Source organism: Microbacterium zouquanmingi, assembly GCF_052266695.1.
Classification (GTDB): Bacteria; Actinomycetota; Actinomycetes; order Actinomycetales; family Microbacteriaceae; genus Microbacterium.
In genome coordinates this window covers 153,532-174,618 of sequence record NZ_JBQPQZ010000002.1, presented here as the reverse complement: position 1 = coordinate 174,618, position 21,087 = coordinate 153,532, and the positions used below count along the sequence as shown (strand labels likewise).

Annotated in this window: 20 protein-coding genes; 5 read left to right on the top strand and 15 right to left on the bottom strand. The window is 65.7% G+C overall.

The genetic code is table 11. The features are described from left to right. Positions 1–6: 6 nt before the first annotated feature. The 7 genes from nusA to ACTU6U_RS04945 form a co-directional block, all read right to left on the bottom strand. Positions 7–990: a transcription termination factor NusA gene (gene nusA / locus ACTU6U_RS04975; protein WP_443468066.1), complete on the bottom strand. Its 984-nt coding sequence runs from the start codon at positions 988–990 to the stop codon at positions 7–9. A gap of 125 nt (positions 991–1,115) precedes the next feature. Further along, positions 1,116–2,147, bottom strand: a complete 1,032-nt coding sequence (locus ACTU6U_RS04970; protein ID WP_443468065.1) for an LOG family protein — start codon at positions 2,145–2,147, stop codon at positions 1,116–1,118. Between the two features lie 20 nt (positions 2,148–2,167). Then, on the bottom strand, positions 2,168–3,925 hold the full coding sequence (locus tag ACTU6U_RS04965) for a proline--tRNA ligase (RefSeq protein WP_443468064.1): 1,758 nt from the start codon (positions 3,923–3,925) through the stop codon (positions 2,168–2,170). A 27-nt stretch (positions 3,926–3,952) separates the two neighbouring features. Further along, complete coding sequence (locus ACTU6U_RS04960; RefSeq protein WP_443468063.1) at positions 3,953–4,723, bottom strand: isocitrate lyase/PEP mutase family protein; 771 nt, start codon at positions 4,721–4,723, stop codon at positions 3,953–3,955. Positions 4,724–4,765: 42 nt separating this feature from the next. Next, positions 4,766–7,420, bottom strand: coding sequence for a multicopper oxidase domain-containing protein (locus tag ACTU6U_RS04955; RefSeq protein ID WP_443468062.1), 2,655 nt, complete (start codon positions 7,418–7,420; stop codon positions 4,766–4,768). Positions 7,421–7,425: 5 nt separating this feature from the next. Beyond that, entirely contained in the window at positions 7,426–8,526 is a 1,101-nt protein-coding gene (locus tag ACTU6U_RS04950) for a DUF8744 domain-containing protein (RefSeq protein ID WP_443468061.1), read from the bottom strand. After that, positions 8,523–9,176, bottom strand: a complete 654-nt coding sequence (locus tag ACTU6U_RS04945) for a helix-turn-helix transcriptional regulator (RefSeq protein WP_443468060.1) — start codon at positions 9,174–9,176, stop codon at positions 8,523–8,525. The genes ACTU6U_RS04950 and ACTU6U_RS04945 overlap by 4 nt, the downstream gene beginning before the upstream one ends. Before the next feature lie 51 nt (positions 9,177–9,227). Here ACTU6U_RS04945 and ACTU6U_RS04940 point away from each other — a divergent pair, with 51 nt between their 5' ends. Next, positions 9,228–9,542 carry a DUF2249 domain-containing protein gene (locus ACTU6U_RS04940; protein ID WP_443468059.1) on the top strand — a complete coding sequence of 105 codons (315 nt, stop codon included), beginning with the start codon at positions 9,228–9,230 and terminating at the stop codon, positions 9,540–9,542. A 21-nt stretch (positions 9,543–9,563) separates the two neighbouring features. Here the strand turns inward: ACTU6U_RS04940 and ACTU6U_RS04935 are convergent, their stop codons facing one another. Next, positions 9,564–9,923, bottom strand: a complete 360-nt coding sequence (locus tag ACTU6U_RS04935; protein WP_443468058.1) for a cupredoxin domain-containing protein — start codon at positions 9,921–9,923, stop codon at positions 9,564–9,566. A gap of 66 nt (positions 9,924–9,989) precedes the next feature. Between ACTU6U_RS04935 and ACTU6U_RS04930 the strand changes: the two genes are divergently transcribed. Next, positions 9,990–11,414, top strand: coding sequence for an RNB domain-containing ribonuclease (locus ACTU6U_RS04930; RefSeq protein WP_443468057.1), 1,425 nt, complete (start codon positions 9,990–9,992; stop codon positions 11,412–11,414). Positions 11,415–11,433: 19 nt separating this feature from the next. Here ACTU6U_RS04930 and ACTU6U_RS04925 read toward each other — a convergent pair whose 3' ends face one another. The 4 genes from ACTU6U_RS04925 to folE are packed head-to-tail and all read right to left on the bottom strand — an operon-like array spanning position 11,434 to position 14,943. Continuing rightward, positions 11,434–12,180, bottom strand: coding sequence for a pyrimidine reductase family protein (locus tag ACTU6U_RS04925; RefSeq protein WP_443468056.1), 747 nt, complete (start codon positions 12,178–12,180; stop codon positions 11,434–11,436). Then, entirely contained in the window at positions 12,177–13,079 is a 903-nt protein-coding gene (folP, locus tag ACTU6U_RS04920) for a dihydropteroate synthase (RefSeq protein ID WP_443468055.1), read from the bottom strand. Before folP ends, ACTU6U_RS04925 begins: the two co-directional genes overlap by 4 nt. After that, positions 13,066–14,295, bottom strand: coding sequence for an NAD(P)/FAD-dependent oxidoreductase (locus ACTU6U_RS04915; protein ID WP_443468054.1), 1,230 nt, complete (start codon positions 14,293–14,295; stop codon positions 13,066–13,068). Before ACTU6U_RS04915 ends, folP begins: the two co-directional genes overlap by 14 nt. Before the next feature lie 33 nt (positions 14,296–14,328). Next, positions 14,329–14,943, bottom strand: coding sequence for a GTP cyclohydrolase I FolE (gene folE, locus ACTU6U_RS04910; protein ID WP_443468053.1), 615 nt, complete (start codon positions 14,941–14,943; stop codon positions 14,329–14,331). Positions 14,944–15,039: 96 nt separating this feature from the next. On the opposite strand from folE, the gene ACTU6U_RS04905 reads away from it, so the two are divergent. Together ACTU6U_RS04905 and ACTU6U_RS04900 are read left to right on the top strand one after the other, a co-directional pair. Further along, positions 15,040–15,705, top strand: coding sequence for a helix-turn-helix transcriptional regulator (locus ACTU6U_RS04905; RefSeq protein ID WP_443468052.1), 666 nt, complete (start codon positions 15,040–15,042; stop codon positions 15,703–15,705). Then, positions 15,702–16,160 (top strand): NUDIX domain-containing protein, encoded by a 459-nt coding sequence (locus tag ACTU6U_RS04900; RefSeq protein WP_443468051.1) that lies wholly within the window; start codon positions 15,702–15,704, stop codon positions 16,158–16,160. Before ACTU6U_RS04905 ends, ACTU6U_RS04900 begins: the two co-directional genes overlap by 4 nt. 53 nt (positions 16,161–16,213) lie before the next feature. Here ACTU6U_RS04900 and ACTU6U_RS04895 read toward each other — a convergent pair whose 3' ends face one another. From ACTU6U_RS04895 to ispG, 3 genes are read right to left on the bottom strand one after another with little or no spacing between them, the layout of a single operon-like run. After that, a complete protein-coding gene (locus ACTU6U_RS04895) occupies positions 16,214–16,930 on the bottom strand; it encodes an alpha/beta fold hydrolase (protein WP_443468050.1) in 717 nt (238 codons plus the stop codon). Between the two features lie 15 nt (positions 16,931–16,945). Continuing rightward, complete coding sequence (locus ACTU6U_RS04890; RefSeq protein WP_443468049.1) at positions 16,946–17,815, bottom strand: alanyl-tRNA editing protein; 870 nt, start codon at positions 17,813–17,815, stop codon at positions 16,946–16,948. Beyond that, positions 17,815–18,966 carry a flavodoxin-dependent (E)-4-hydroxy-3-methylbut-2-enyl-diphosphate synthase gene (gene ispG, locus ACTU6U_RS04885; RefSeq protein WP_443468048.1) on the bottom strand — a complete coding sequence of 384 codons (1,152 nt, stop codon included), beginning with the start codon at positions 18,964–18,966 and terminating at the stop codon, positions 17,815–17,817. Before ispG ends, ACTU6U_RS04890 begins: the two co-directional genes overlap by 1 nt. Positions 18,967–19,166: 200 nt before the next feature. Here ispG and ACTU6U_RS04880 point away from each other — a divergent pair, with 200 nt between their 5' ends. Next, entirely contained in the window at positions 19,167–21,065 is a 1,899-nt protein-coding gene (locus tag ACTU6U_RS04880) for an anthranilate synthase family protein (RefSeq protein WP_443468047.1), read from the top strand. Positions 21,066–21,087 lie beyond the last annotated feature (22 nt).

Here is a 21,087-nt window from a genome sequence, read left to right as displayed (position 1 = left end):
TGCGGGTCAGTCCAGGATGCTGTCGGGCTGGATGTCGATCTTCGCTCCGGTCAGCTTGGCCGCGAGACGGGCGTTCTGACCCTCCTTGCCGATAGCCAGAGAGAGCTGGTAGTCGGGGACCAGCGCGCGAACGGCCTTCGTGCCCGCATCCAGCACGAAAGAGCTGGTGACCCTGGCCGGCGAGAGCGCATGAGCAACGAATGTCGCAAGGTCCGCGTCGTAGTCGACGATGTCGATCTTCTCCCCCGCGAGCTCCTCTGTGACAGCGCGCACGCGCCGCCCCATCTCGCCGATGCAGGCGCCCTTGGCGTTGATCGACGGATCATTCGCCTTCACGGCGATCTTCGTGCGGTGTCCAGCTTCGCGCGCCAACGAGATGATCTCGACGAGACCAGCTGCGATCTCGGGCACTTCGAGTGCGAAAAGCTTGCGGACGAGCCCCGGGTGCGTGCGCGACACGGTGATCTGCGGACCTTTGAGCCCCTTCGCCACGCTCGTGACGTAGACGCGAAGGCGCGAGCCGTGTGTGTACTCCTCGCCAGGAACCTGCTCCTCAGGGGGAAGAATCGCCTCGACGCTGCCGAGATCGACGTGGATCATGCGCGGGTTCGGCCCCTGCTGGATGACGCCGGCGACGATGTCGCCTTCCTTGCCGCGGAACTCGCCGAGTACGGCTTCATCCGCGATGTCGCGCAGTCGCTGGCTGATGACCTGCTTGGCAGCGAATGCGGCGATGCGGCCGAAGTCACCGGGTGTGGCATCCTCTTCCCCGATCACTGCGCCTTCATCGTCGGTGACGGGCTGCAGAACCGCGACGTGTCCGCTCTTGCGGTCGAGCTCGACGCGCACGCCCTCAGGCACAGCGCCGTCTTCTGAGACGTGCTTTCCGTAGGCAGTCAGGATGGCCTGCTCGATGATCGCGACGAGTTCATCGAAGGGAATCGCCTTCTCCTTCTCGATCCCGCGCAACAACCCCAGTTCGATCTCCATGACGGCCTCCATATTCAGCTCTTCACCGCGGCATCGTGCGCGCACGGCATCCGTACAACGATACCCGATCCGCAGATCACGGCGGATTCGGACCGTCACTCCGGTACTGCCCGAAGGCGCCGGCGTCAGCCTGCGGAAGGCAGCGAGTTGAGTGCGTCGATGAGGTGGTACAGCCCACCCACTTCGCGCTGCCGCAGACGCACGGCGAGTCTGGGCAGATCGATGACGTCCTTGTCGGCAACTTCAGCGGGCAGTGCATCAATGAGTTCGATGCGTCCTTCCGTCACCAACGAGGAGAATTCCTCGTTCAGGCGCTCGACCTCAGCGTCCGTCGGCGTGTTCTTGAGGCGGAGGACCAGCACGTCGTCGACCCAGCGCAGCGAGTCGTAGTTGTGCCAGAAGCCGGTGATCTCGGCGACAGCCTTTTCCGCCGAATCAGTGATCAGCACCCGGTCGAGGTCGTCGGGTGAGATGACGCCTGCGGGGATGAGGGTCTCAACGACGAACTTCTCCAGTCCTCGCCAGAAGCGCCCGCCCGGCTCGTCCAGCAGAACGATCGGCATCGGCTCCGCCTTGCCCGTCTGCTGGAGCGTGAGCAGTTCGAACATCTCGTCCATCGTGCCAAAGCCACCGGGGAGGCAGATGAACCCTGTGGATTCCTTCACGAGCATGAGCTTGCGCGTGAAGAAGTACTTCATCTCGACTGATTGCGTGTCCTTCGCGACAACAGCGCTCGGCTTCTCTTCGAAAGGCAGTCGAATCGAGACGCCGAGAGCCATCTTCTCCCCCGCGCCTTCCGCCGCTGCCTGCATGATGCCCGGACCCGCACCGGTCACCACCATCCACCCGCGCTCCGCGAGGGCCGCGGCGACCGACCGCGCCTGGTCGTACAGCGGATCATCGTGCTGAGTACGGGCGGATCCGAAGACGGTCACCTTGGGCACATCGGCGTACGGCGTGAAGAGGCGGAACGCATCGCGCATCTCTGCGAGGGCAGCGGAGGCGATCTTCAGGTTGAGCCGATCAGTATCGTCTTCACCCAGCTGGATGCCGGTGCGCACGATCCTGCGGATCAGCGAACGGTTGAGACCGATGCCGGTTTCGTCCAGAAGGTGGTCGATCGCGGTCTTCAGCTCGTCTTGCGCCAGCTCGCTCATGCCTCCAGCCTGTCACGAGATCAGCGAGCAGCGAGCCTTTCGAGCGCATCCGCGAGCGAAAGCGTGTCGCGATCGCCCGTGCGGCGATCCCACAGCTCGACCTGGCCATCAGCCGCGCCGCGTCCGACGACGAGCACCCGCGGGACTCCGACGAGCTCGGCATCGCCGAACTTCACACCGGGTGACACCTTCGGACGGTCGTCGTAGAGCACATCGAGACCAGCGGACTCCAGGTCAGCGGCGGCCTTCTCTGCAACTTCGAAAGCGATCTGATCGCGCCCAGCGGCGACGACGTGGACGTCGAAGGGCGAGACGGATGCTGGCCAGATGAGGCCCTTCTCGTCATTGTTGAGCTCGGCGATGATCGCGAGGATTCGGGTCACACCGATGCCGTAGGAACCCATGGTGACGGTGACGAGCTTGCCGTTCTCGTTGAGCACCTTCAGCCCGAGAGATTCGGCATACTTGCGTCCGAGCTGGAACACGTGGCCGATCTCCATACCGCGCGCAAGCGATACGGGTCCAGATCCGTCTGGCGCGGGGTCACCGTCTCGGACATTCGCGATCTCGACGATTCCATCGGCCTCGAAATCGCGACCGGCGATCACGTCGTACGCGTGCTTCTGGTCGCTGTTCGCGCCGGTGATCCAGCGGGTGCCCTCGGAGACGCGCGGGTCCACGAGGTAACGAATTCCGGTGGCCGACTCCTCGCCGAGCACGGCGCCCGTCGGTGACCACGGTCCGATGTACCCCTTGACCAGCAGCGGGTTCTTCTCGAAGTCGTCATCCGTGGCGGTGGTGACCTCTGCGGGCGCGAAGGCCACCTCAGCGCGCTTCTCGTCGACCTCACGGTCGCCCGGGATTCCGACGATCACGAGCTCACGGGTGCCGTCGAGGTGCGTCAGCGCGAGAACGACGTTCTTCAACGTGTCCGCAGCGGTGTACTCCCCCTCGAGCACGGCGTTCGAGTGCGCCACGAGCGTCTCGATCGTGGGCGTGTTCGGCGAGTCGAAGATCGTCGCCTCGGGCGCGTCATCGAACCCGATGGCGTCGGGGATGGCAGTCGTGAACGCCTCGACGTTGGCCGCATAGCCGCCGTCAGTGCGAACGAAGGTGTCTTCGCCGACCGGTGTCGGGTGCAGGAACTCTTCTGAGCGCGAACCGCCCATGGCGCCAGCATCCGCCTGCACGATCGCGTACTCGAGTCCGAGACGCTGGAAAATGCGCTCATACGCATCGCGCTGCGCCATGTAGCTGGTGTCGAGTCCCTCGTCGGAGGAATCGAAAGAGTACGCGTCCTTCATCGTGAACTCGCGACCACGGAGCAGGCCTGCGCGCGGACGCGCCTCGTCACGGTACTTGTCCTGGATCTGATAGATCGTCAGCGGAAGGTCCTTGTACGAGGAGTACAGGTCCTTCACCAGAAGGGTGAACGCCTCTTCGTGCGTAGGCGCGAGAAGGTAGTCACCACCCTTGCGATCCTGCAGCCGGAACAGCAGATCCCCGTACTCGTCCCAGCGGCCAGTGGCCTGATACGGCGCCCGAGGCATGAGAGCGGGGAAGTGCACTTCCTGTGCACCCGCTGCCGCCATCTCTTCGCGAACGACCGCCTCGATCTTCGCCTTGACCTTGAGCCCGAGCGGGAGCCAGGCGAAGATGCCCGCCGCCTGAGGGCGGATGTACCCGGCGCGGATCAGCAGCTTGTGACTGGCGACCTCGGCACCTGCCGGGTCTTCACGGAGCGTACGAAGGAAGAAGTTCGAAAGACGAGTGACCACGGGTCAAGTCTAGTGACGCGTAACGGGTCAGTTCAGCGCGCGCGTTCCCTCGGGAATCACTCCGTCGGCGTAGAGACTCGTGGCGACGTCCTGAAGGGCCGTCAATGCGACCCGCTGCGTGGTCGGTCCGTACGAGATCCGTGCGACGCCCAGCGCCTCGTATTCCGCAGCGGTGAGCGCTCCGGGAAGGCCGATCACGCTCACCTTGCGCTGGCCGATGCCCTCGACGAGCGCGCGGGTGACGTCTGCGCCCAGGATCCCGGGGACGAACACGCTGGTCGCGCCCGCCTCGAGGAATGCGCGCCCTCGTTCGATCGCATCCGCGATGCTGTCTTCTACAGGTCGGCCGTTTGCGCGCACGAAGGCGTCGGTACGGGCGTTCAGCGCGAAGGGGACGCCTTCGGCTTCGCCGGCCTTCACGATCGCCTCAACGACCGCGACGGACTCGCCGAGCGGCTTGAGCCGGTCCTCGACGTTCGCACCGACGATGCCCGCTGCGATCGCAAGACGTGTCGTCTCGCCCGCGTTGCCATATCCGTCATCGAGATCGGCACTGACGGGAAGCTCAGTGGATGCCGCGATGCGCCCGACCATGTCGATCATGAGCTCGCGAGGGATCTGACCGTCCGGGTAGCCGAATGTCGCGGCGATCGAGTGCCCGGCGGTGGCGAGAGCGGTGGTCTGTTCAAGTTCTGCGATCGCTTTCGCTGAGACGACATCCCAGACGTTGACGACGCGGAGGATCTCTGGGGCCTCGTAGAGCGAACGGAGCTTCTGTGCCTTCTGTGCAGCGGTCATGATTTCACGCTACCTCTCTGTGAGTGGTTGCGGGCGATGAGGTCAGTCTGTTACTTCGAAGAGGCCGTGGGCGCCGCGTTCCGCATCGATCATGATGTGGGAGACGAACGGATAGTGACCGGCTTCGGGGAAGGTTAGCTCGACGAAGCCGCCCTGCGCTGGCTGCAACGCGAGCGCCTGCGACCCAGTGTCGACGGCACGGTCGATGAGGTACCGCCCCTCCGACCACACCGTGTCGAACTGGCCGCCGACGACGTGGAAGCTGGACGCGCGGTTCGGGCCGACATCGAGCATCCAGATGCGCACTCGCTCGCCTGTCGTCGCGGGAAGGGGCGCGTGGTCGTACTGGTTCGCATACCCGTTGAAGACGACGAGGTCCGGCTCTTCTGCGGCGAGCGCATCGACATCCACTTCACCGCTGTCAGCACCGAGGTAGTACTCGCTCTGGATGAGCACGTAGCTGCGATCGACCGTCGGGAGGTCGTCAGGCTCGATCACCACAGCGCCGAACATTCCGTTGGCGATGTGGGCGGTCATGGGCATGGTCGAGCAGTGGTACATCCAGATTCCGGACCGAGTCGCCGTGAACGTGTAGGTAAGGCTCTCCCCCGGCGCGATAGTGCGCATGGGTTCGTCAGGGGCGAGCGCACCCGCGTGGAAGTCGATCGAGTGTCCCATGGTCGCGTCGTTGACGAGGGTCACCTCGAACGTGTCACCGACCCGGCCGTGGAGCGTCGGACCGGGTGCGGTGCCGTTATAGGTCCAGAGCGTCTGCTCCACTCCTGGGGCGACCTCGGTGATGGTGTCTTCTACTGTGAGCGTGATCTCGTGCGTGGTCGGGCCGTCTGCCGCCGGGAGCGGTGGAAGCACGGCATCGTAGGGCGAGAAATCTGGACCGGGCTCTGCGCCCATATCCATCCCCATGTCCATGCCGGTATCGCCGGACGCGTCCGCACCGTCGTGATCGTGCGCTGCGTCGTCGCTGGTGGTGCCGTCTTGCGCGCCGACGGCGACGATCGTGAGCGTCATCCCCATCTGGCGATGTCCGATGATCGAGCACCAGCCGTCGACGTCCTCGATGATCACACCGACGTCGATGCGCTCGGAGTCACCGGGAGACAGACGGGTTCCCCCTGTGCCGTTGGCGAAGACGAGGTCGTGGACGAGTTCGTCGTCCGTGTTGGTCAGTTCGACCACAAGCCGTGTGCCTACCGGCACTTCGATGACGTTCGGGGTGAAGCGCATCTCGGCTGCTTCGACCTGGACAACCTGCACCGGAGCATCCGGATCACCTCCGCCCTGCCCGCCCCAGCCGAGCCCGATCGGATCGATCACCGCGCACACTGCGACAGTGAGGACCACCGCGAGCAGCCCGGCAACGGCCTGTCCTGCGCGGTGTCCGGCGGGGCGTTCTCCCTCGGGCACGATGGGGCCGCGTCTTGCCTCACCCAGCGTCTGGCCCTCGGCCTTGGCGCGGCGCTGCGCGCGCATCGCGACGAACATGATGACCAGGAAGGACCCCATGGCCACCAGATAGAGCATGGATGCTGCGACTCGCATCAGACTCGACACCGGAAGCGCGCACACGACGAGTGCGGCGTTCGCAGCAGCGATTCGCAGCGCTCCGAAGCGGTCGAAGGCCGCGGTTCCGACTCGCACCGGGGTGGGCCCGCCGCCGAGCACGACCGGGATCAGGTAGCTGAGTGCTCCCGGCAGCACCTGAGCTGCGAAACCTGCGACGAGGTACGGCACGGTCTGGTCGAACAGGGGCGCAAGGCCCGTGATGCCGCCGCCCTCGATGCTCACAACGATCGTTCCCACGATGAGGACTGCAACGCAGCCCGCCCACCACAGCAGGGCCATCCCCACTGACAGCGCAGCGAAGCTCTTCGGTGGCGCCTGCCGTGCGGCATGCCACAGCGAGATTCCGATGAGGATGAGGCCGGTGAAGTAAGCGGCAAGGCCCGCAGCCAGCAGCGGCAGCCATTCGACGACGGCTCCCCCCGCAGCGATCAGCACACCGGCCGCGAGCAGCGGAAGCGCGCGGGCTGCACCCAGCGGTGCACGCTCGTCGGCGCGCGTGCGGAGGATGGTCGGCCACAGGCTGACGACGGTGCCGGCCACGACGATCCCGATCCACCCGAGCACGTTCAGCAGAGCGTGCGCGAGGACCAGGTTCGACGGCGCACCGCCGCGTGCGAGCCAGCCTCCGAGGCCCGCACCGACAACGAGCATGGCGGCGGCCACAATATAGAACCGGATGGTGCGCCCGAACCGGCCCGGCATGCTGTTCTTCCCCCGGACGTGCAGGCTCACCCCATGCCAGCTCACCGCGATGATGAGCAGTGCCGCACCGGCGATGGACAGCGGCCAGATCGCCAGAGGCACGCCGAGGAAGACGAGAGCTGCACCGCCGTTGGAGAGCAGCAGACGGATGCTCTGTCTGCGGCGGTCCCGTATCGTCACAGAGCTGCGCAGCAGCGCGTAGGAGAAGTACTGGCTCCACACCATGATCGCGTGCGTGATCGCACCCAGAAGGAGCAGGTGGATCATCAGCCACCGCGGCTCAGGCAATGCCCGGTGCGCGATCACGGCGATGACGGTCAGAATCAGCCAGATCGCGGTGGGAAGGTCACGTGCCGCCCAGAATCCGCGCCCTGGGGCCTTCTCGGCATCTGCGCGTGGCGCAGTGGACATTCTCATCAGTGCGTCTCTCTCGTTCGAGTCCCGTGAATGGCGCTGAAAAGTGCAGTGAGCACGAACAGCACGAGGGCGATCACACCCATCACGCCGCCGATCTGCCAGCCAGCGGGAATGCCCCATGCATCACCGACGAAGATGCGCACGATCAGCGCCGCGTGCAGCAGCGCCGCCGGGACCCAGAATGCCGGACGATACGGCAGCGAGATGCCCAGGACGGCCGGAAGAATCGTTGTCGCGTGCGCCATGATCATCGAGAACGTGTAGCCAAGGAAGACCGCATGGACGACGGCGTCGTACTGCGGCTGCGTGTCGGGGCTTCCGAGCAGCAGCACGACTCCGGCGAGCGCGAGCCAGAAATAACCGGCCAGGATACAAGCCGCCATGTACCGCGTGACACCCGTCGATCGCACTGTGCGGCGTGCGACGTCATGGGTCACCAGCCATGCCGTCAAGGAGATGAGCACGACGCCCAGCAGCACCGCACCAGCGTCGGGAAGCACGATCCCGGTCACCAGGGCTGCGACCATCGCCCAGGAGTGCACGAGCAGCCAGCGACCTGCCCGCGGGCCCATCGTGATGCGAGCGAGCTCCACCCGTTCCGCGGCGATCGTGAGCACGACGAAACCGATGATCCACGGCAGCACGTACGCCATGCTCTCGGGTACCAGCCAGAGGATCGCACCGACCAGTGCGAGCCCTGCGCCCAGCAGCTGTGTCAGCAGGGCGGCGTCGTACTGCCGGCGCCACAGGGGGATGTACACGACGACGAAGGCCGCAGCCCCCGCGATGAGGACGGACTTCGCGACGATCAGAGGAACAGCCGGTACCACCAGGAAGAGTCCGCCGAGGCCGAGGAGCATCGGTGCCGCATACCCGTACCAGCGGCGAAGCGCCGTGGCGCGCTCGAGCGAGATCAGCGTGCCGACGAATCCCAGCACGAGCAGCATGCCGTGCACCTCGGGGAGCCTGCTGCCGTCGATCGGCGCGGGAAGGCCGAGCAGGAGCAGGCCCGCATCCAGCCCTGCCAGCAGAGCGACGCCTGCTGGCAGCATCCAGATCAACCGGAACGAAGGCCGGCGCCGTGGCGCCAGGGCGCTCACGCTGAAGCTCGCAGATGCAGAGCACAGGCGCCGTCCAGCGCGAACGGAACGAGCGTGCTCTCCAGATCGGATCCATTCGCGCGAGCGATTCCGTCGATCATCCCCTCGTGCACTGCACAGACTACCTGAGCGTTGCGGGATGCTGCCGCGAGAAGCGGGCAGGCACGGAGCCGCACGGTGTCTCCACCGTCGTCTGGCGCGAACCCCTGCTCGCGCATGATCTCGATGATCACGTCCCTGGTGTCGCCCGCGTCTGCGGCGCCTCCCCGCTCCTCGATGAGCTGCCTTCCCCATGACTGGCCGGCACGCCGTGCGGGCACCGAAGGCTCTGCAGAGACCTCCCCGAGTGCGGATGCCAGCGTCGCCGCAAGACCGGCGTACGCGCCGAGCTGTGCGGGAGGCACCGTCCGCCACCGCCACGCGGGACGTCCGCGGCCGAGCGCACTGTCGCGTTCGCGCCTGATGTGGCCGTCCGATCGCAGACGCTCCAGATGTCCGCGCACCGTGTTCTCGTGGAGACCAGTGGCTTCGACGAGCTGCGAAGTGGTCGCCTCAGGGTGTGCCTCGACCTCGCGAAGCAGCCGCTCCCTGGTCGATGAGTGCGCCCGTCCTTCGGCGGTGCGCCGAGGTTCGCCGTCATACTTTTCCACGGGATTGATTATAGTTAAATATCCAGCAGTCAGCCGTCAACGGGAGCAGCCATGGGCCACATCGAGATTCAGCGTTCGAGAGAAGAAGCCGTCGACCAGAACCCCACTGCAGGGTGCACCTGCGGTGAGGCTGATGAAGAGCTTCCCGAACTCGACGTGCAGACCATTCCCCACGCGATTCGGCATGCGTCGATCTTCGGCGCGATCGAATCGCTGAAGCCGGGTTCGGCCCTGATCATCTCGGCAACGCATGACCCCGTCCCGCTGCTCACGCAGCTGCAGGCACGTCACGGCGACGCGTACCACACGCGTTACCTGGACCAGGGGCCCGAGCGCTGGCGCATCCTGATCCGCAAGACGGCCTGACCCCGCGCTCCCAGCGCGAAGTCACTCGGTTGCGACCACCGTCAGCGTCATCCCCAGCTCACGGTGGTTCGAGATCGAGCACCATCCATCGAGATCCTCGGTGATGACGCCGACATCGATCTTCTCGGCTGCGCCGGGCGCGAGGTGCGTGCCCGCCGCGCCGTTGTCGAAGACGAGGTCGTGCATCATCGAGGGGTCGGTGTTCTTCAACTCGATCACCAGGCGCGTGCCGACCGGAACCTCGATGACATCCGGCGTGAAGCGCATGTTCGCGGCATCGACCTGAACGGTCTGTACCGGAGCATCCGCATCACCCGCTGGCGACGCTGTGCAGCCGGCCAATGCCAGCATCATCACGAGAAGCAGTGCGAGCTTTCTCATCCGGTCCTCCGCTCTACGCGCGGCCTGTGCCGCAGCATCCACGGTAGCCGTGATTAGGCTGATGACATGCCTCAGCGTCGCGCCCATGTCGCCCCATCCGCCGCTCAGAGCGAGCTTGCAACCGCGCTTGCCGCGTTGCGCGCCGCCCTGGATGTGCCGGTGGAGTTCTCGCCTGCCGCCGAGGCAGAGGCCGCGGCCGCGTCACCGGCCGCACCCGGGCTCGACCTGCGCGATGTGCCGTTCGTCACGCTCGACCCTGAGGGCTCCAAGGACCTGGATCAGGCCTTTCACCTGGCGAAGAGCGATTCAGGGTATGTCGTTCGCTATGCGATCGCTGACGTGCCCGCGTTCGTCACACCGGGCGGAGCCGTCGATGCCGCGGCCCGTGAACGCGGCCAGACACTCTATGCGGCGGACGGGCGCATTCCGCTGCATCCTACGGTCCTCAGCGAGGGCCACGCTTCGCTGCTTCCCGATGTGGATCGTCCCGCCCTGGTCTGGACGTTCGATCTCACCTCCGACGGGACCGTTGCGAAGTTCCGCCTGGAACGAGCGCTGATCCGCTCCCGTGCGCAGCTCGACTACATAACGACGCAGCACGCGCTCGATCGAGGCGAAGAATCCCCCGGGTCACTCCTGCGTGAGATCGGCGACCTGCGCATCGCCAAGGAGCAGGAGCGCGGCGGCGCGAGCTTGAACATGCCCGACGAAGAGGTCGTCCAGAATGAGGACGGCACCTACTCGATCGTGCGGGGAACTCCGCTGCCGATCGAGGAATGGAACGCTCAGCTTTCGCTGATGACGGGGATGGCTGCCGCCGAGCTCATGATCGGCGCGAAGGTCGGCATCCTGCGCACCATGCCTGCGCCAGACAAGGCGGCCTTCGATACGTTCCGCCACCAGACCGAAGCGCTCGGCAGACCGTGGAAGTCCGGCGAGTACGGCGAGTATCTCCGGAGCCTCGACCGCGAGGATCCGTTGACGCTTCCGGTACTGGAGGCTGCGGCCGCGCTGTTCCGCGGAGCGGGTTACGTCGCCTTCGACGGCTCCGTGCCACAAGACATCGAGCAGGCGGCGATTGCGGCGCCCTATGCGCACGCGACCGCTCCCCTGCGCCGACTCGTCGACCGCTGGTCTCTGGCGATCTGCCTCGCCATCTCCGAAGGCTCGGAGGTGCCGTCATGGGCACGCGATTCGCTGAGCGAACTGCCCGCCCTCATGCAGGCCTCATCGCAGCGCGCCTCTCGCCTGAACGCCGACACCGTCAATCGCGTTGAAGCAGCCCTGCTCACCCCGCTCGTCGGCTCACGCATCGACGCCACCGTGATCGAACTCCGCGGAGACGACGGCACCCGTGCAGAGATTCAGATCGCAGATCCGGCCGTCACGGCATCCGCGCCCGTCCCCGCAGGCGCAAAACCAGGCGACATGGTCTCTGTGACGCTGGTGCGCGCCGATATCGCCAAGGGCGAGGTCGAGTTCGCGCTGTGACCTGCCTGGCCGATGAGCTCTACGCTTCGCTGCGCACGTAGCGGAACAAGAGCTCGCGCTCTCCCCTCAGGACCGCAGCGAGGCCCATATCGGTGGGAGCCGCCTTCGGCGAGTGGGAGATGCGGCGGGCATCCCCTGCCTCCAGTGACGACGCGAGGGTGAGACACATCTCGTCGACTGCTCCGGCCGCAGTGAACGACCCGAACAACCCCGGACCGCCTTCAGAGTGCACCCGTAGCAGACCGCGCGAAACCAGGTCCGCGCGCACCCTGTTCGGATCGAGCGCTTCGACCCCGGCATCGACGACATCGGTGACCGCGGCGAGCGCCTCTCGCCGATCCGTGGGCGCGGTGCCGACTGTGTAGATGATCGGCCGACTGGGCGCATCGGTGAACACCGCCGAATCAGGGTCGAGATCCAGGCTCCCCGAAACGAGGGCGAGCACCGGATGCTCCGGCATCCCCCGTGCGAGGCGCCACGCGACTGCGTCATCCTGGAGCCGCATCGCACCGTACTCTTCGGCGCGGACGGTGCCTGCGCCCACGAGGATGACGTCGGCCTGGCGGCGCAGCAGCTCGAACACCCGACGGTCGGCGTCCCCGCCGAGTTCGCCCGAACGCCCATCCCGAGTGGCTGCACCATCGATGCTCGAGACGAAGTTCATCCGGAGCCACGCATCATTGGGGAACTCGTAGGTCAGAAGGATCGTGTCGTCGTCGATCTGTGCCGCCGGGTGGGGCCAGAGTCTGTCGATTGCCGCGTTCATACGTTCCGTGTCGGGTGCATGTTGTGTTCGAGACGGGCGGGCGTGCGCATCCCGAGAATGCTCTCCACCATACGCACCGCATCGACGGCAGGCTCCACGTCATGCATCCGCACGATGCGAGCTCCACGCTCGATGCACAGGACCATGGCCGCAAGAGAACCCGCGAGCCTGCGTCCTTGCTCACGGTCGATCGACTCTCCGACGAAGTCCTTGTTCGACACCGCCGCGAGCACGGGCAGTCCCAGCGTCGTGAGCTCATCAAAGCGACGGGTCAGCTCGAGCGAGTGCAGGGTGTTCTTGTCGAGGTCATGCCCGGGATCGATGATGATCCGGTCGCGCGGCACACCGGCAGCCTCCGCCACGTAGATCCGCTCCTGAAGGAAACCCCGCACCTCCTCCACGACATCGCCGAAATGCGCAGCCGACTTCTCCGTCCGGGGCGGACCGACGCTGTGCGTGATGACGATCTGCGCGTCGCTGGCGGAGACGACCCCTGCCATCTCCGGATCCCCGAGTCCGCTCGTGTCATTGATGACGGCGGCGCCGGCCTCGATCGCAGCGCGGGCGACCACCGCCCGATTCGTGTCGACCGAGACGACCACGTCGCTCGCCTGCACGATCGCTTCAACGACCGGTGCGATGCGATCGATCTCCTCGCCGACGGAGACCGGCGCCCCGCGGCCGAAGGGGACCCCGCCGATATCGACCCAGTCCGCCCCGTGTCGCGCGGCTTCCAATGCGGCTTCCACCGCGCGGTCCAGCACGAAAGTGGCGCCGTGATCATAGAACGAATCGGGGGTGCGGTTGACGACGGCCATGACGGCAACCTGGGTATCGAAGTCGAACGTGCGTCGACCGATCCTCCGAGGCGCGCCCAGGACCGATTCAGAGCTGAGCATATGCGACCTCCGGGTCGGCGAGCCTGTCGGGGTCGACCACGGTGTGTCCGGCGATGAGCGGCTTGATCTCGTCGATGACGTCCCACACGTTCACGTTCATGGCCGCCAGAATACGGTGTTCTCCGTCGAGCCAGAAGGCGACGAATTCGCGGTCCGCCAGACTTCCACGGATCACGACCTGCTCGTAGGCCCCCGGGGCGGCATATCCGATGTACTCGCAACCCAGGTCGTACTGGTCACTGAAGAAGTAGGGCAGCTCGGTGTACTGGACGTCCTCTCCCAGCAGAGCGGCTGCCGCCGATGCTGGCTGGTTGAGGGCAGTGGCCCAGTGCTCGACACGCACACGGTGGCCGAGAACCGGATGCTGATGATTGGCGATGTCGCCGACGGCGTAGACGTCGGGGTCACTGCTTCGCAGCGAAGCGTCCACGAGCACACCGTCATCGACGGCGATGCCGGCATCCACGGCGATTCCCACCACCGGGGTGACGCCGATGCCGATCACGATCGCATCCGCCGACACGACCTCACCGCCCTCGAGGCGAACACCGGCGGCATGTCCGTCCTGCGTGGTGATGGCTTCGACCTTGACGTCGGCGCGCAGGTCGACGCCGTGCGAGGTATGCAGATCCGCGAAGACCCGCGCGATCTCCTCCCCGAGCACCCGAAGCAGCGGGACGGGCCCGCCCTCGAGGATGCTCACCGATGTACCCGCTGCGCGGGCCGCTGCCGCGACCTCGAGCCCGATCCACCCGCCACCGATGATTACGAGCTTCTTGTCGGCGCCGAAAGTCGCGTGGATGGCGTCGGATTCTTCGACGGTGCGAAGGTAGTGGATGCCGTCAGCATCCGCCCCATCGACCGGGAGGCGGCGCGCCACCGACCCCGTCGCGAGGACGAGCTTGTCGTACGGAAGCTGCGATCCGTCATCGAGGGTGACGCTGTGCGCTTCCGTATCGAGAGATACGGCGGTCGCGCCCTCGCGCACGACGATTTCGTTGTCGCGGTACCAATCCGCGGGGTGCACGAGGGAGGCCTCGAAAGAGGCCTTGCCTGCCAGGTAATCCTTGGACAGGGCCGGTCGCTCGTACGGCAGATGCATCTCTGCGGCGACCAGGGTGATGGTGCCCGTGTAATCCTTCGCGCGGAGTGCCTCTGCGGTCTTGGCCGCTGCGATCCCTCCGCCGACCACGACGATGTTGTTGACGGTGTTCATCACTGCTCCTTTTCTCGAATGCGCAATGGTGTTCTATGCGCGACGATCTGCGAGCGAGAGGAACTCCGCTCGAGATTCCGGATCCTCACGCAGCTGGCCGAGAAGAGTCGAGGTTCGCGTGCGAGAACCGGTTGCGTGCACTCCGCGCAGCGTCATGCAGGAGTGCTCCGCTTCAATGACGACGCCCACGCCCTGCGGGCTGAGGTGATCTTGCAGCCACTGGGCGATCTGCTTCGTGAGTCGCTCCTGCGTCTGCGGGCGGCAAGCGAAGTGCTCAGCGACGCGTGCGAGCTTCGACAGCCCGACGATGCGCTCGCCGGGAAGATAGCCGATGGTGGCGCGACCGGTGAAGGGCAGCAGATGGTGCTCGCAGATCGATCGCACCGGAATGTCGCGCACGATGACCATCTCGTCGTAGCCCTCGTCGTTCGGGAAGGTCGTCAGATCGAATTCGCGCGGCGCGAGCAGCTCAGCCCACGCCCGAGCCATCCGCTGCGGCGTCGCGGCAAGATGGTCGGAGTCCAGCGACATGCCGAGGGCCCGCAGGAAGTCCCCTGCCGCGAGCTCTGCGCGAGCGAGATCCGGCTTGCTCATCTTGCTGCTGACGTGGAGAGGCGCGATTTCACGGGTGAGAACCGATTCAGACATTTCCGCCACCAATCTAAAAACTAGTTGATTTATTTTTAGAGTGGCACCAGGATGAGGTTTAGTCAAGGTAATCTGATTTTAGAAGGGATGGCGCGGATGAACTCGACTGACTACCAGAGAGATCTGGAAGATCTCGCGCTGCTCTCCGATGACGTCCGCCAGCGCCTGTACGACTTCATCGCACAGCACGGCGACAGTGTGACGCGTGAAGAGGTCGCCGCCGCAATCGGCATCACGCGCAGTCTCGCCGCCTATCACCTCGACAAACTCGCCTCCGTCGGCTTGCTCGATGTGACGTTCGCTCGTCCCGATGGGCGCACCGGACCCGGATCGGGACGACCGGCCAAACGCTACGCGCGAGGTCGCCGCGAGATCGCTGTGAACGTTCCGCCACGCAACTACAGCCTGCTGGCGAAGCTGCTGGCGACTGCCGCCGATGCGGCCCCGTCAAGCGAGTTCCGGGACGCCCTCGAGAGTGCATCCACGCAGGAGGGCATCGCACTGGGTGCGCAGACCGGTGACATCACAGCGGCGCTGAGCAGCGCCGGGTTCGAACCGGTGACCGCCGAAAACGACGACATCGTCTTGTGCAACTGCCCGTTCCACAGCGTCGTACAGGAGCACAGCAAGCTCGCCTGCAATCTCAATCATGCTTTCGTCCGGGGTGCGCTCGAAGGGGCCCACGCCGATCCGGACCGCGCAGAACTCTCACCTGCCGTCGGTCGTTGCTGCGTCGTCATTCACCCGGATGCTCACCGGTGAGCGCGCACAGCTTCGCCGTCGTCCCGGCGGCATATGTCTACCTGCGCCGCGGCGGCGACGTGCTGCTGCAGTTTCGTCAGAACACCGGGTACATGGACGGCACGTGGGCTGCCGCAGCCGCGGGCCATATCGAGCTCGGAGAGACCGCGGCGGCGGCCGGAGCACGCGAAGCCGCAGAAGAACTGAGCATCACGATTCCCCAGGCAGCGCTCACGCCCCTCACCGTGATGCAGCGCACTGACGGAACCACGGCCGCGATCGAGCAGCGCGTGGACTGGTTCTTCACCGCATCCTCGTGGAGTGGCACGCCACGCATCATGGAGCCAGCCAAGTGTGCCGATATCGCCTGGTTCCCGCTGCGCGGGCTCCCCGACGCGATGCCGGCGTACGAGCGCGTCGTGTTGGATGCTCTCGCTCAGAGCACACTGCAGCCATTCACCAGCTACGGATTCTGAGGCCTCACCGCGTCAGCTCGGATAGGTTCATCCACGTCGAAACGACATCGGCGTCACACCTGGAACACCTCAGGCAGCGATGCGACGAACTCGTCGAAGTGGCTGTACCAGATGGTGTGCGCAGCGCCCGCAACGCTCCGCACATCGACCCCCTGTGCAGCAAAGCGCCGCGCATCGTCGTCCGTGACGTAAGAACTGGGAACTGCTCTTACGAGGATCGAGCCTGGCGCAGGCAGGTACGCCACATCATCGCCCGATGAGATCGACGCCGCGGTGACCGGATCGAACCGGTCCGCCGCATGCGCCTCCACCGCGGCATCCCGAGCGCTGTAGTACGGCCTCGATGCCATCAACCACGCAGGGTCACGGCGACGCTCGCGACCCTCGGCATACTGAGCAGCGAGGGCCTGACGATCGGCTCCGCCTGTGAAGGCGCACGTTGTGTCGGCGTAAACCGCCCGCTCGAGCGGCAAGCGATCCGCTGCCGCTGCGAGCACCGTTCCGCCATACGAGTGACCGATAGCGGTGATGTGCTGCCCCGGAGACAGCTGCTGCAAAGTCTCAACAACAGCGGCCGCTGCTGACTCCACGTTTCCTTCCGCGTCTCGCGGCGAATGACCGTGCCCTGGCAGATCAAGTGCGATGACCCGATAGTCCTGCCCAGCCAGAAGCGGCGCGATCCGCCACCAGCTTTCCGCAGATCCCATCAAACCGTGCAGGAGCACGATGGTGCGATCTCCGTACCCGGATTCGAGAGCGTTCAGCAGCATGCGTGCTCCGCGCGGTCAGGCCCCGGCGGCGGCGACGCTCGTCGTCATCACGAGAGTCTGCGGGTCGGGCAGCTCGAGCGTGACCGAGATCGAGTCGAATTCCGCCAGCGACGAGACGTGCGTGCCGCCGCAGAGCATCACGGCGTCACCCTCTGGAAGCGAGCACCGCCACCGGCGCCGATCGATGATCATCGGACCATCCGTCTCGATGACACTCGCGGAGCCCGCCGCCGCCCACACCGCCAGCTGTGCATTGATGCGCGCCTCGCGCTCGGCGAGAGTGGCCGTGAAAGCCTCCGTATCGAACCCGGCTTTGCGCAGGCTCTTGCCGAGGCGGTACTCGTCGACAGCACCGTCCTCGTGGATGCGGCTGGACTGGTTCGCCCGCCCCTCGAAGTCAGGATTGCCCAGTGCATCAGCACCAGCATCCTTGCGCCAGAGCTCCGCGACGGCAAGATCCAACGCGAGCGAGGCCAGATGGCACGCGCTGTGCCCACGGCTGAGCGCGTGGCGGCGAGATTCATCGACCTCGAGCTCCACAGTGACGCCTGCGGTGAGCCACACTGGCGCTTCCGCGGCATCGAGCCGGTGCCCGACGAGCCACGTCCACCCTTCGACGCCTCGTTTGACCGGGATGTCCTCACCGATCGCGAACGTGCCGTCATCGCCGACAGCGGCCATGACGGCCTCGGCCACCCGGACCGTATCGTCACCGAGACGGATCGTTCCGGCATCCCCCGGCTGATCCGGCCAGGTGTGGTCGACGGGATGGAACGGCGTGGCATCCACGACGACGACGGCATCACCGTCATCCGCATGAACACTCGATACGACGCCCTGTCCGCGAGTCTCACCGGCAGGGAACGTGACGACGGTCGCGGACATCAGGCGGTGATGACCTGTGCGGTGCCGAGCTGCGCGTCCGGCCCCATCTCAGCGGCGATCCGGTTCGCTTCCTCGATGAGGGTGGCGACGATATCCGCCTCGGGAACGGTCTTGATGACCTCGCCCTTGACGAAGATCTGGCCCTTGCCGTTTCCGGATGCCACACCGAGGTCCGCCTCGCGAGCCTCGCCGGGTCCGTTCACGACGCAGCCCATCACAGCAACGCGCAGCGGAACGGTGAGATCCTTCAGCCCCTCGGTGACGTTATCGGCAAGCGAGTACACGTCGACCTGTGCGCGGCCGCACGACGGGCACGACACGATCTCGAGTTTGCGCTCACGGAGGTTCAGCGACTGGAGGATCTGGTGACCGACCTTGACCTCTTCGGCCGGCGGCGCAGACAGCGAGACGCGAATGGTGTCTCCGATGCCTTCTGACAGCAGGATGCCGAAGGCGGTCGCTGACTTGATGGTGCCCTGGAAAGCGGGCCCCGCCTCGGTGACGCCGAGGTGCAGCGGCCAGTCGCCTCGCTCAGCGAGCTGTCGGTAGGCCTTGACCATGACGATCGGGTCGTTGTGCTTGACCGAGATCTTGAAGTCGTGGAAGTCGTGCTCTTCGAACAACGATGCTTCCCAGACCGCGCTCTCGACGAGTGCCTCGGCGGTGGCCTTGCCATGCTTCTGCAGGATGCGCTTGTCAAGGGATCCCGCGTTGACCCCGATGCGCAGTGAGACGCCAGCGGCCTTTGCTGCAGCCGCGATCTTGCCGACGTTTCCGTCGAACTCGCGGATGTTGCCCGGATTCACACGCACAGCGCCGCATCCCGCATCGATAGCGGTGTAGATGTAGCGAGGCTGGAAGTGAATGTCGGCGATCACCGGAATCTGGCTCTTCATCGCGATGATCTTCAGAGCATCGGCATCGTCCTGGTGAGGCACGGCGACGCGAACGATCTCGCAGCCAGACGCCGTCAACTCGGCGATCTGCTGCAGAGTCGCATTGATGTCCGTGGTCTTGGTCGTGGTCATCGACTGGACGCTCACGGGGGCGTTACCGCCGACCAGCACCTTGCCGACCCGGATCTGACGGGTCTTGCGACGAGGACTCAGAACTTCGGGGACGCGCGGCATCCCAAGATTGACTGCAGGCACACATCCAGATTACGCGGCTCTGATCCACGACGGCTGGAAGTGGCACGGGCGGCACGTCGCACTGTGATAGTTTCAGCGCATGCGCACAACCTCGTGGTGGCCCGCCTTCTAGGCGGTGCATTCGCGATCCACGAATTCAGACCGCCTCCGGGGCGGTCTTTTCGTATGCCCGAGCCGGAGCATTTGCACAGGAGACATCGATGACGGACACCGCAGCCCTGCTCGCCGCTCTGGCAGAGGATGCCGACGCATCATTCGTGCTGATCGCACGGGACGGCACTGACAGCGTCGAACTGCTCACCGGCCCGACCCAGGACGTCGACCTGCTCGCCGATATCCCTCTCGTGGTCGACGGTTCCGCTCAGGAAGTGTTCGCGATGGTGCCGTACCGCCAGGTGCGCGAGCGCGGGTTCGAAGCCACCGATGACGGCGCGCCGCTGCGCTGCCTCGTGGTCGAGGAGCATCGCCACCTGGCGCTCGATGACGTCATCGCGGCGCTTCCTGCTGACCCAGTGCCCCTCGAAGACGCCGGCTTCGACATCAGTGACGAAGACTATGCCGAGATCGTCACGCGAGTCATCTCCGACGAGATCGGACGCGGCGAAGGCGCCAACTTCGTCATCCGTCGCGACTACACCGCCACCATCGACGCCGACGAGCGTCTGACCGCCCTGACCTGGTTCCGGGCTCTGCTCGAACACGAGCGCGGCGCATACTGGACCTTCGCCGTCGTCACCCCCGGTCACATCGCGGTCGGCGCCAGCCCCGAGGCGCACGTCGTCGCACGTGACGGCATCGTCACGATGAATCCGATCTCGGGCACCTTCCGTCACCCCGCAGGCGGGGCCACGAAAGAGACGCTCGTGGAGTTCCTCTCCTCCACGAAAGAGACCGAAGAACTCTTCATGGTCGTCGACGAAGAGCTCAAGATGATGAGCGCGGTCTGCTCGGACGGCGGTCGCATCACCGGCCCGCATCTGAAGCAGATGTCTCGCCTCACCCACACCGAGTACATGCTGAGTGGCCGCAGCCGCCTCGATCCGCGCGACATCCTCCGCGAGACGATGTTCGCTCCCACCGTCACCGGCTCGCCGATGCAGAACGCCTGTTCGGTCATCCGCCGCCACGAGACGACACCACGTGGCTACTACTCCGGTGTCGCCGCGCTGTTCACCCCGAATGAAGACGACGGTCACGACCTCGATGCGCCGATCCTGATCCGCACGGTGTACCTCGAGAACGGCCAGCTGCGTGTGCCGGTTGGAGCGACCCTCGTGCGTCACTCCGATCCCTACGGCGAGGTCGGCGAGACCCACGGCAAGGCCGCAGGAGTGCTCGGCGCCATCGGCGCCATCGAGCGCGATACCGCATCCGCACAGCCGGTCGATGCCGCAGACCCCGACCAACCGGCGACGCCTACGAACCTCGCAGATGATGCTGAGGTCGCAGAGCTGCTCGCATCGCGCAATTCGCGTCTGGCAGAGTTCTGGCTCAACCCGCAGGATGACGGAGCGAGCGGGCCGTTCGCCGGTCGCACCGCACTCGTCGTCGACGCGGAGGACCGCTTCACGACGATGCTCGCCCACCAGCTGCACCACCTCGGTCTCGACGTGAAGATCATGCCGTGGCACGCAGCCACGGACGCAGACATCGATGCTGCAGAACTGCTCGTATCGGGGCCTGGCCCCGGCGACCCGCGCGACGGCGAATCACCGCGCATCGCACGCATGCGCGAGATCGTCGCACGCCGACTCGACCGCCACGAGCCTCTGCTGGCAGTATGCCTGAGCCATCAGATCCTCGCGGATTCGCTCGGTATCGACCTGGCTCCGCTGAGCAGCCCGCACCAGGGTCTGCAGAAGAGCGTTCCTGTCTTCGGCGAGGATGCCTCGATCGGCTTCTACAACACCTTCACCGCTCGGGTTGCCCCTGGAACCGTGACGGCGGGTGCGGCTGCGGTGTCGGCAGATCCCGCCACAGGCGACGTCTACGCGCTGCGCGGCGAGCGCTTCGCGAGCGTGCAGGGACACCTCGAGTCGATCCTCTCGCGCGACGGCATCCGCACTCTCGAGCGTCTGACCGCACACGCGCTCGCGTAGAACGCGGCCAGCCGCGCGGAGC

Bases quoted from the DNA above. Each gene is read 5' to 3' on its own strand.
- nusA (WP_443468066.1), bottom strand. From the start codon at position 990: ATGGAGATCGAACTGGGGTTGTTGCGCGGGATCGAGAAGGAGAAGGCG.
- ACTU6U_RS04970 (WP_443468065.1), bottom strand. From the start codon at position 2,147: ATGAGCGAGCTGGCGCAAGACGAGCTGAAGACCGCGATCGACCACCTT.
- ACTU6U_RS04960 (WP_443468063.1), bottom strand. From the start codon at position 4,723: ATGACCGCTGCACAGAAGGCACAGAAGCTCCGTTCGCTCTACGAGGCC.
- ACTU6U_RS04955 (WP_443468062.1), bottom strand. From the start codon at position 7,420: ATGTCCACTGCGCCACGCGCAGATGCCGAGAAGGCCCCAGGGCGCGGA.
- ACTU6U_RS04940 (WP_443468059.1), top strand. From the start codon at position 9,228: ATGGGCCACATCGAGATTCAGCGTTCGAGAGAAGAAGCCGTCGACCAG.
- ACTU6U_RS04935 (WP_443468058.1), bottom strand. From the start codon at position 9,923: ATGAGAAAGCTCGCACTGCTTCTCGTGATGATGCTGGCATTGGCCGGC.
- ACTU6U_RS04930 (WP_443468057.1), top strand. From the start codon at position 9,990: ATGCCTCAGCGTCGCGCCCATGTCGCCCCATCCGCCGCTCAGAGCGAG.
- ACTU6U_RS04925 (WP_443468056.1), bottom strand. From the start codon at position 12,180: ATGAACGCGGCAATCGACAGACTCTGGCCCCACCCGGCGGCACAGATC.
- folP (WP_443468055.1), bottom strand. From the start codon at position 13,079: ATGCTCAGCTCTGAATCGGTCCTGGGCGCGCCTCGGAGGATCGGTCGA.
- ACTU6U_RS04915 (WP_443468054.1), bottom strand. From the start codon at position 14,295: ATGAACACCGTCAACAACATCGTCGTGGTCGGCGGAGGGATCGCAGCG.
- folE (WP_443468053.1), bottom strand. From the start codon at position 14,943: ATGTCTGAATCGGTTCTCACCCGTGAAATCGCGCCTCTCCACGTCAGC.
- ACTU6U_RS04905 (WP_443468052.1), top strand. From the start codon at position 15,040: ATGAACTCGACTGACTACCAGAGAGATCTGGAAGATCTCGCGCTGCTC.
- ACTU6U_RS04895 (WP_443468050.1), bottom strand. From the start codon at position 16,930: ATGCTGCTGAACGCTCTCGAATCCGGGTACGGAGATCGCACCATCGTG.
- ACTU6U_RS04890 (WP_443468049.1), bottom strand. From the start codon at position 17,815: ATGTCCGCGACCGTCGTCACGTTCCCTGCCGGTGAGACTCGCGGACAG.
- ACTU6U_RS04880 (WP_443468047.1), top strand. From the start codon at position 19,167: ATGACGGACACCGCAGCCCTGCTCGCCGCTCTGGCAGAGGATGCCGAC.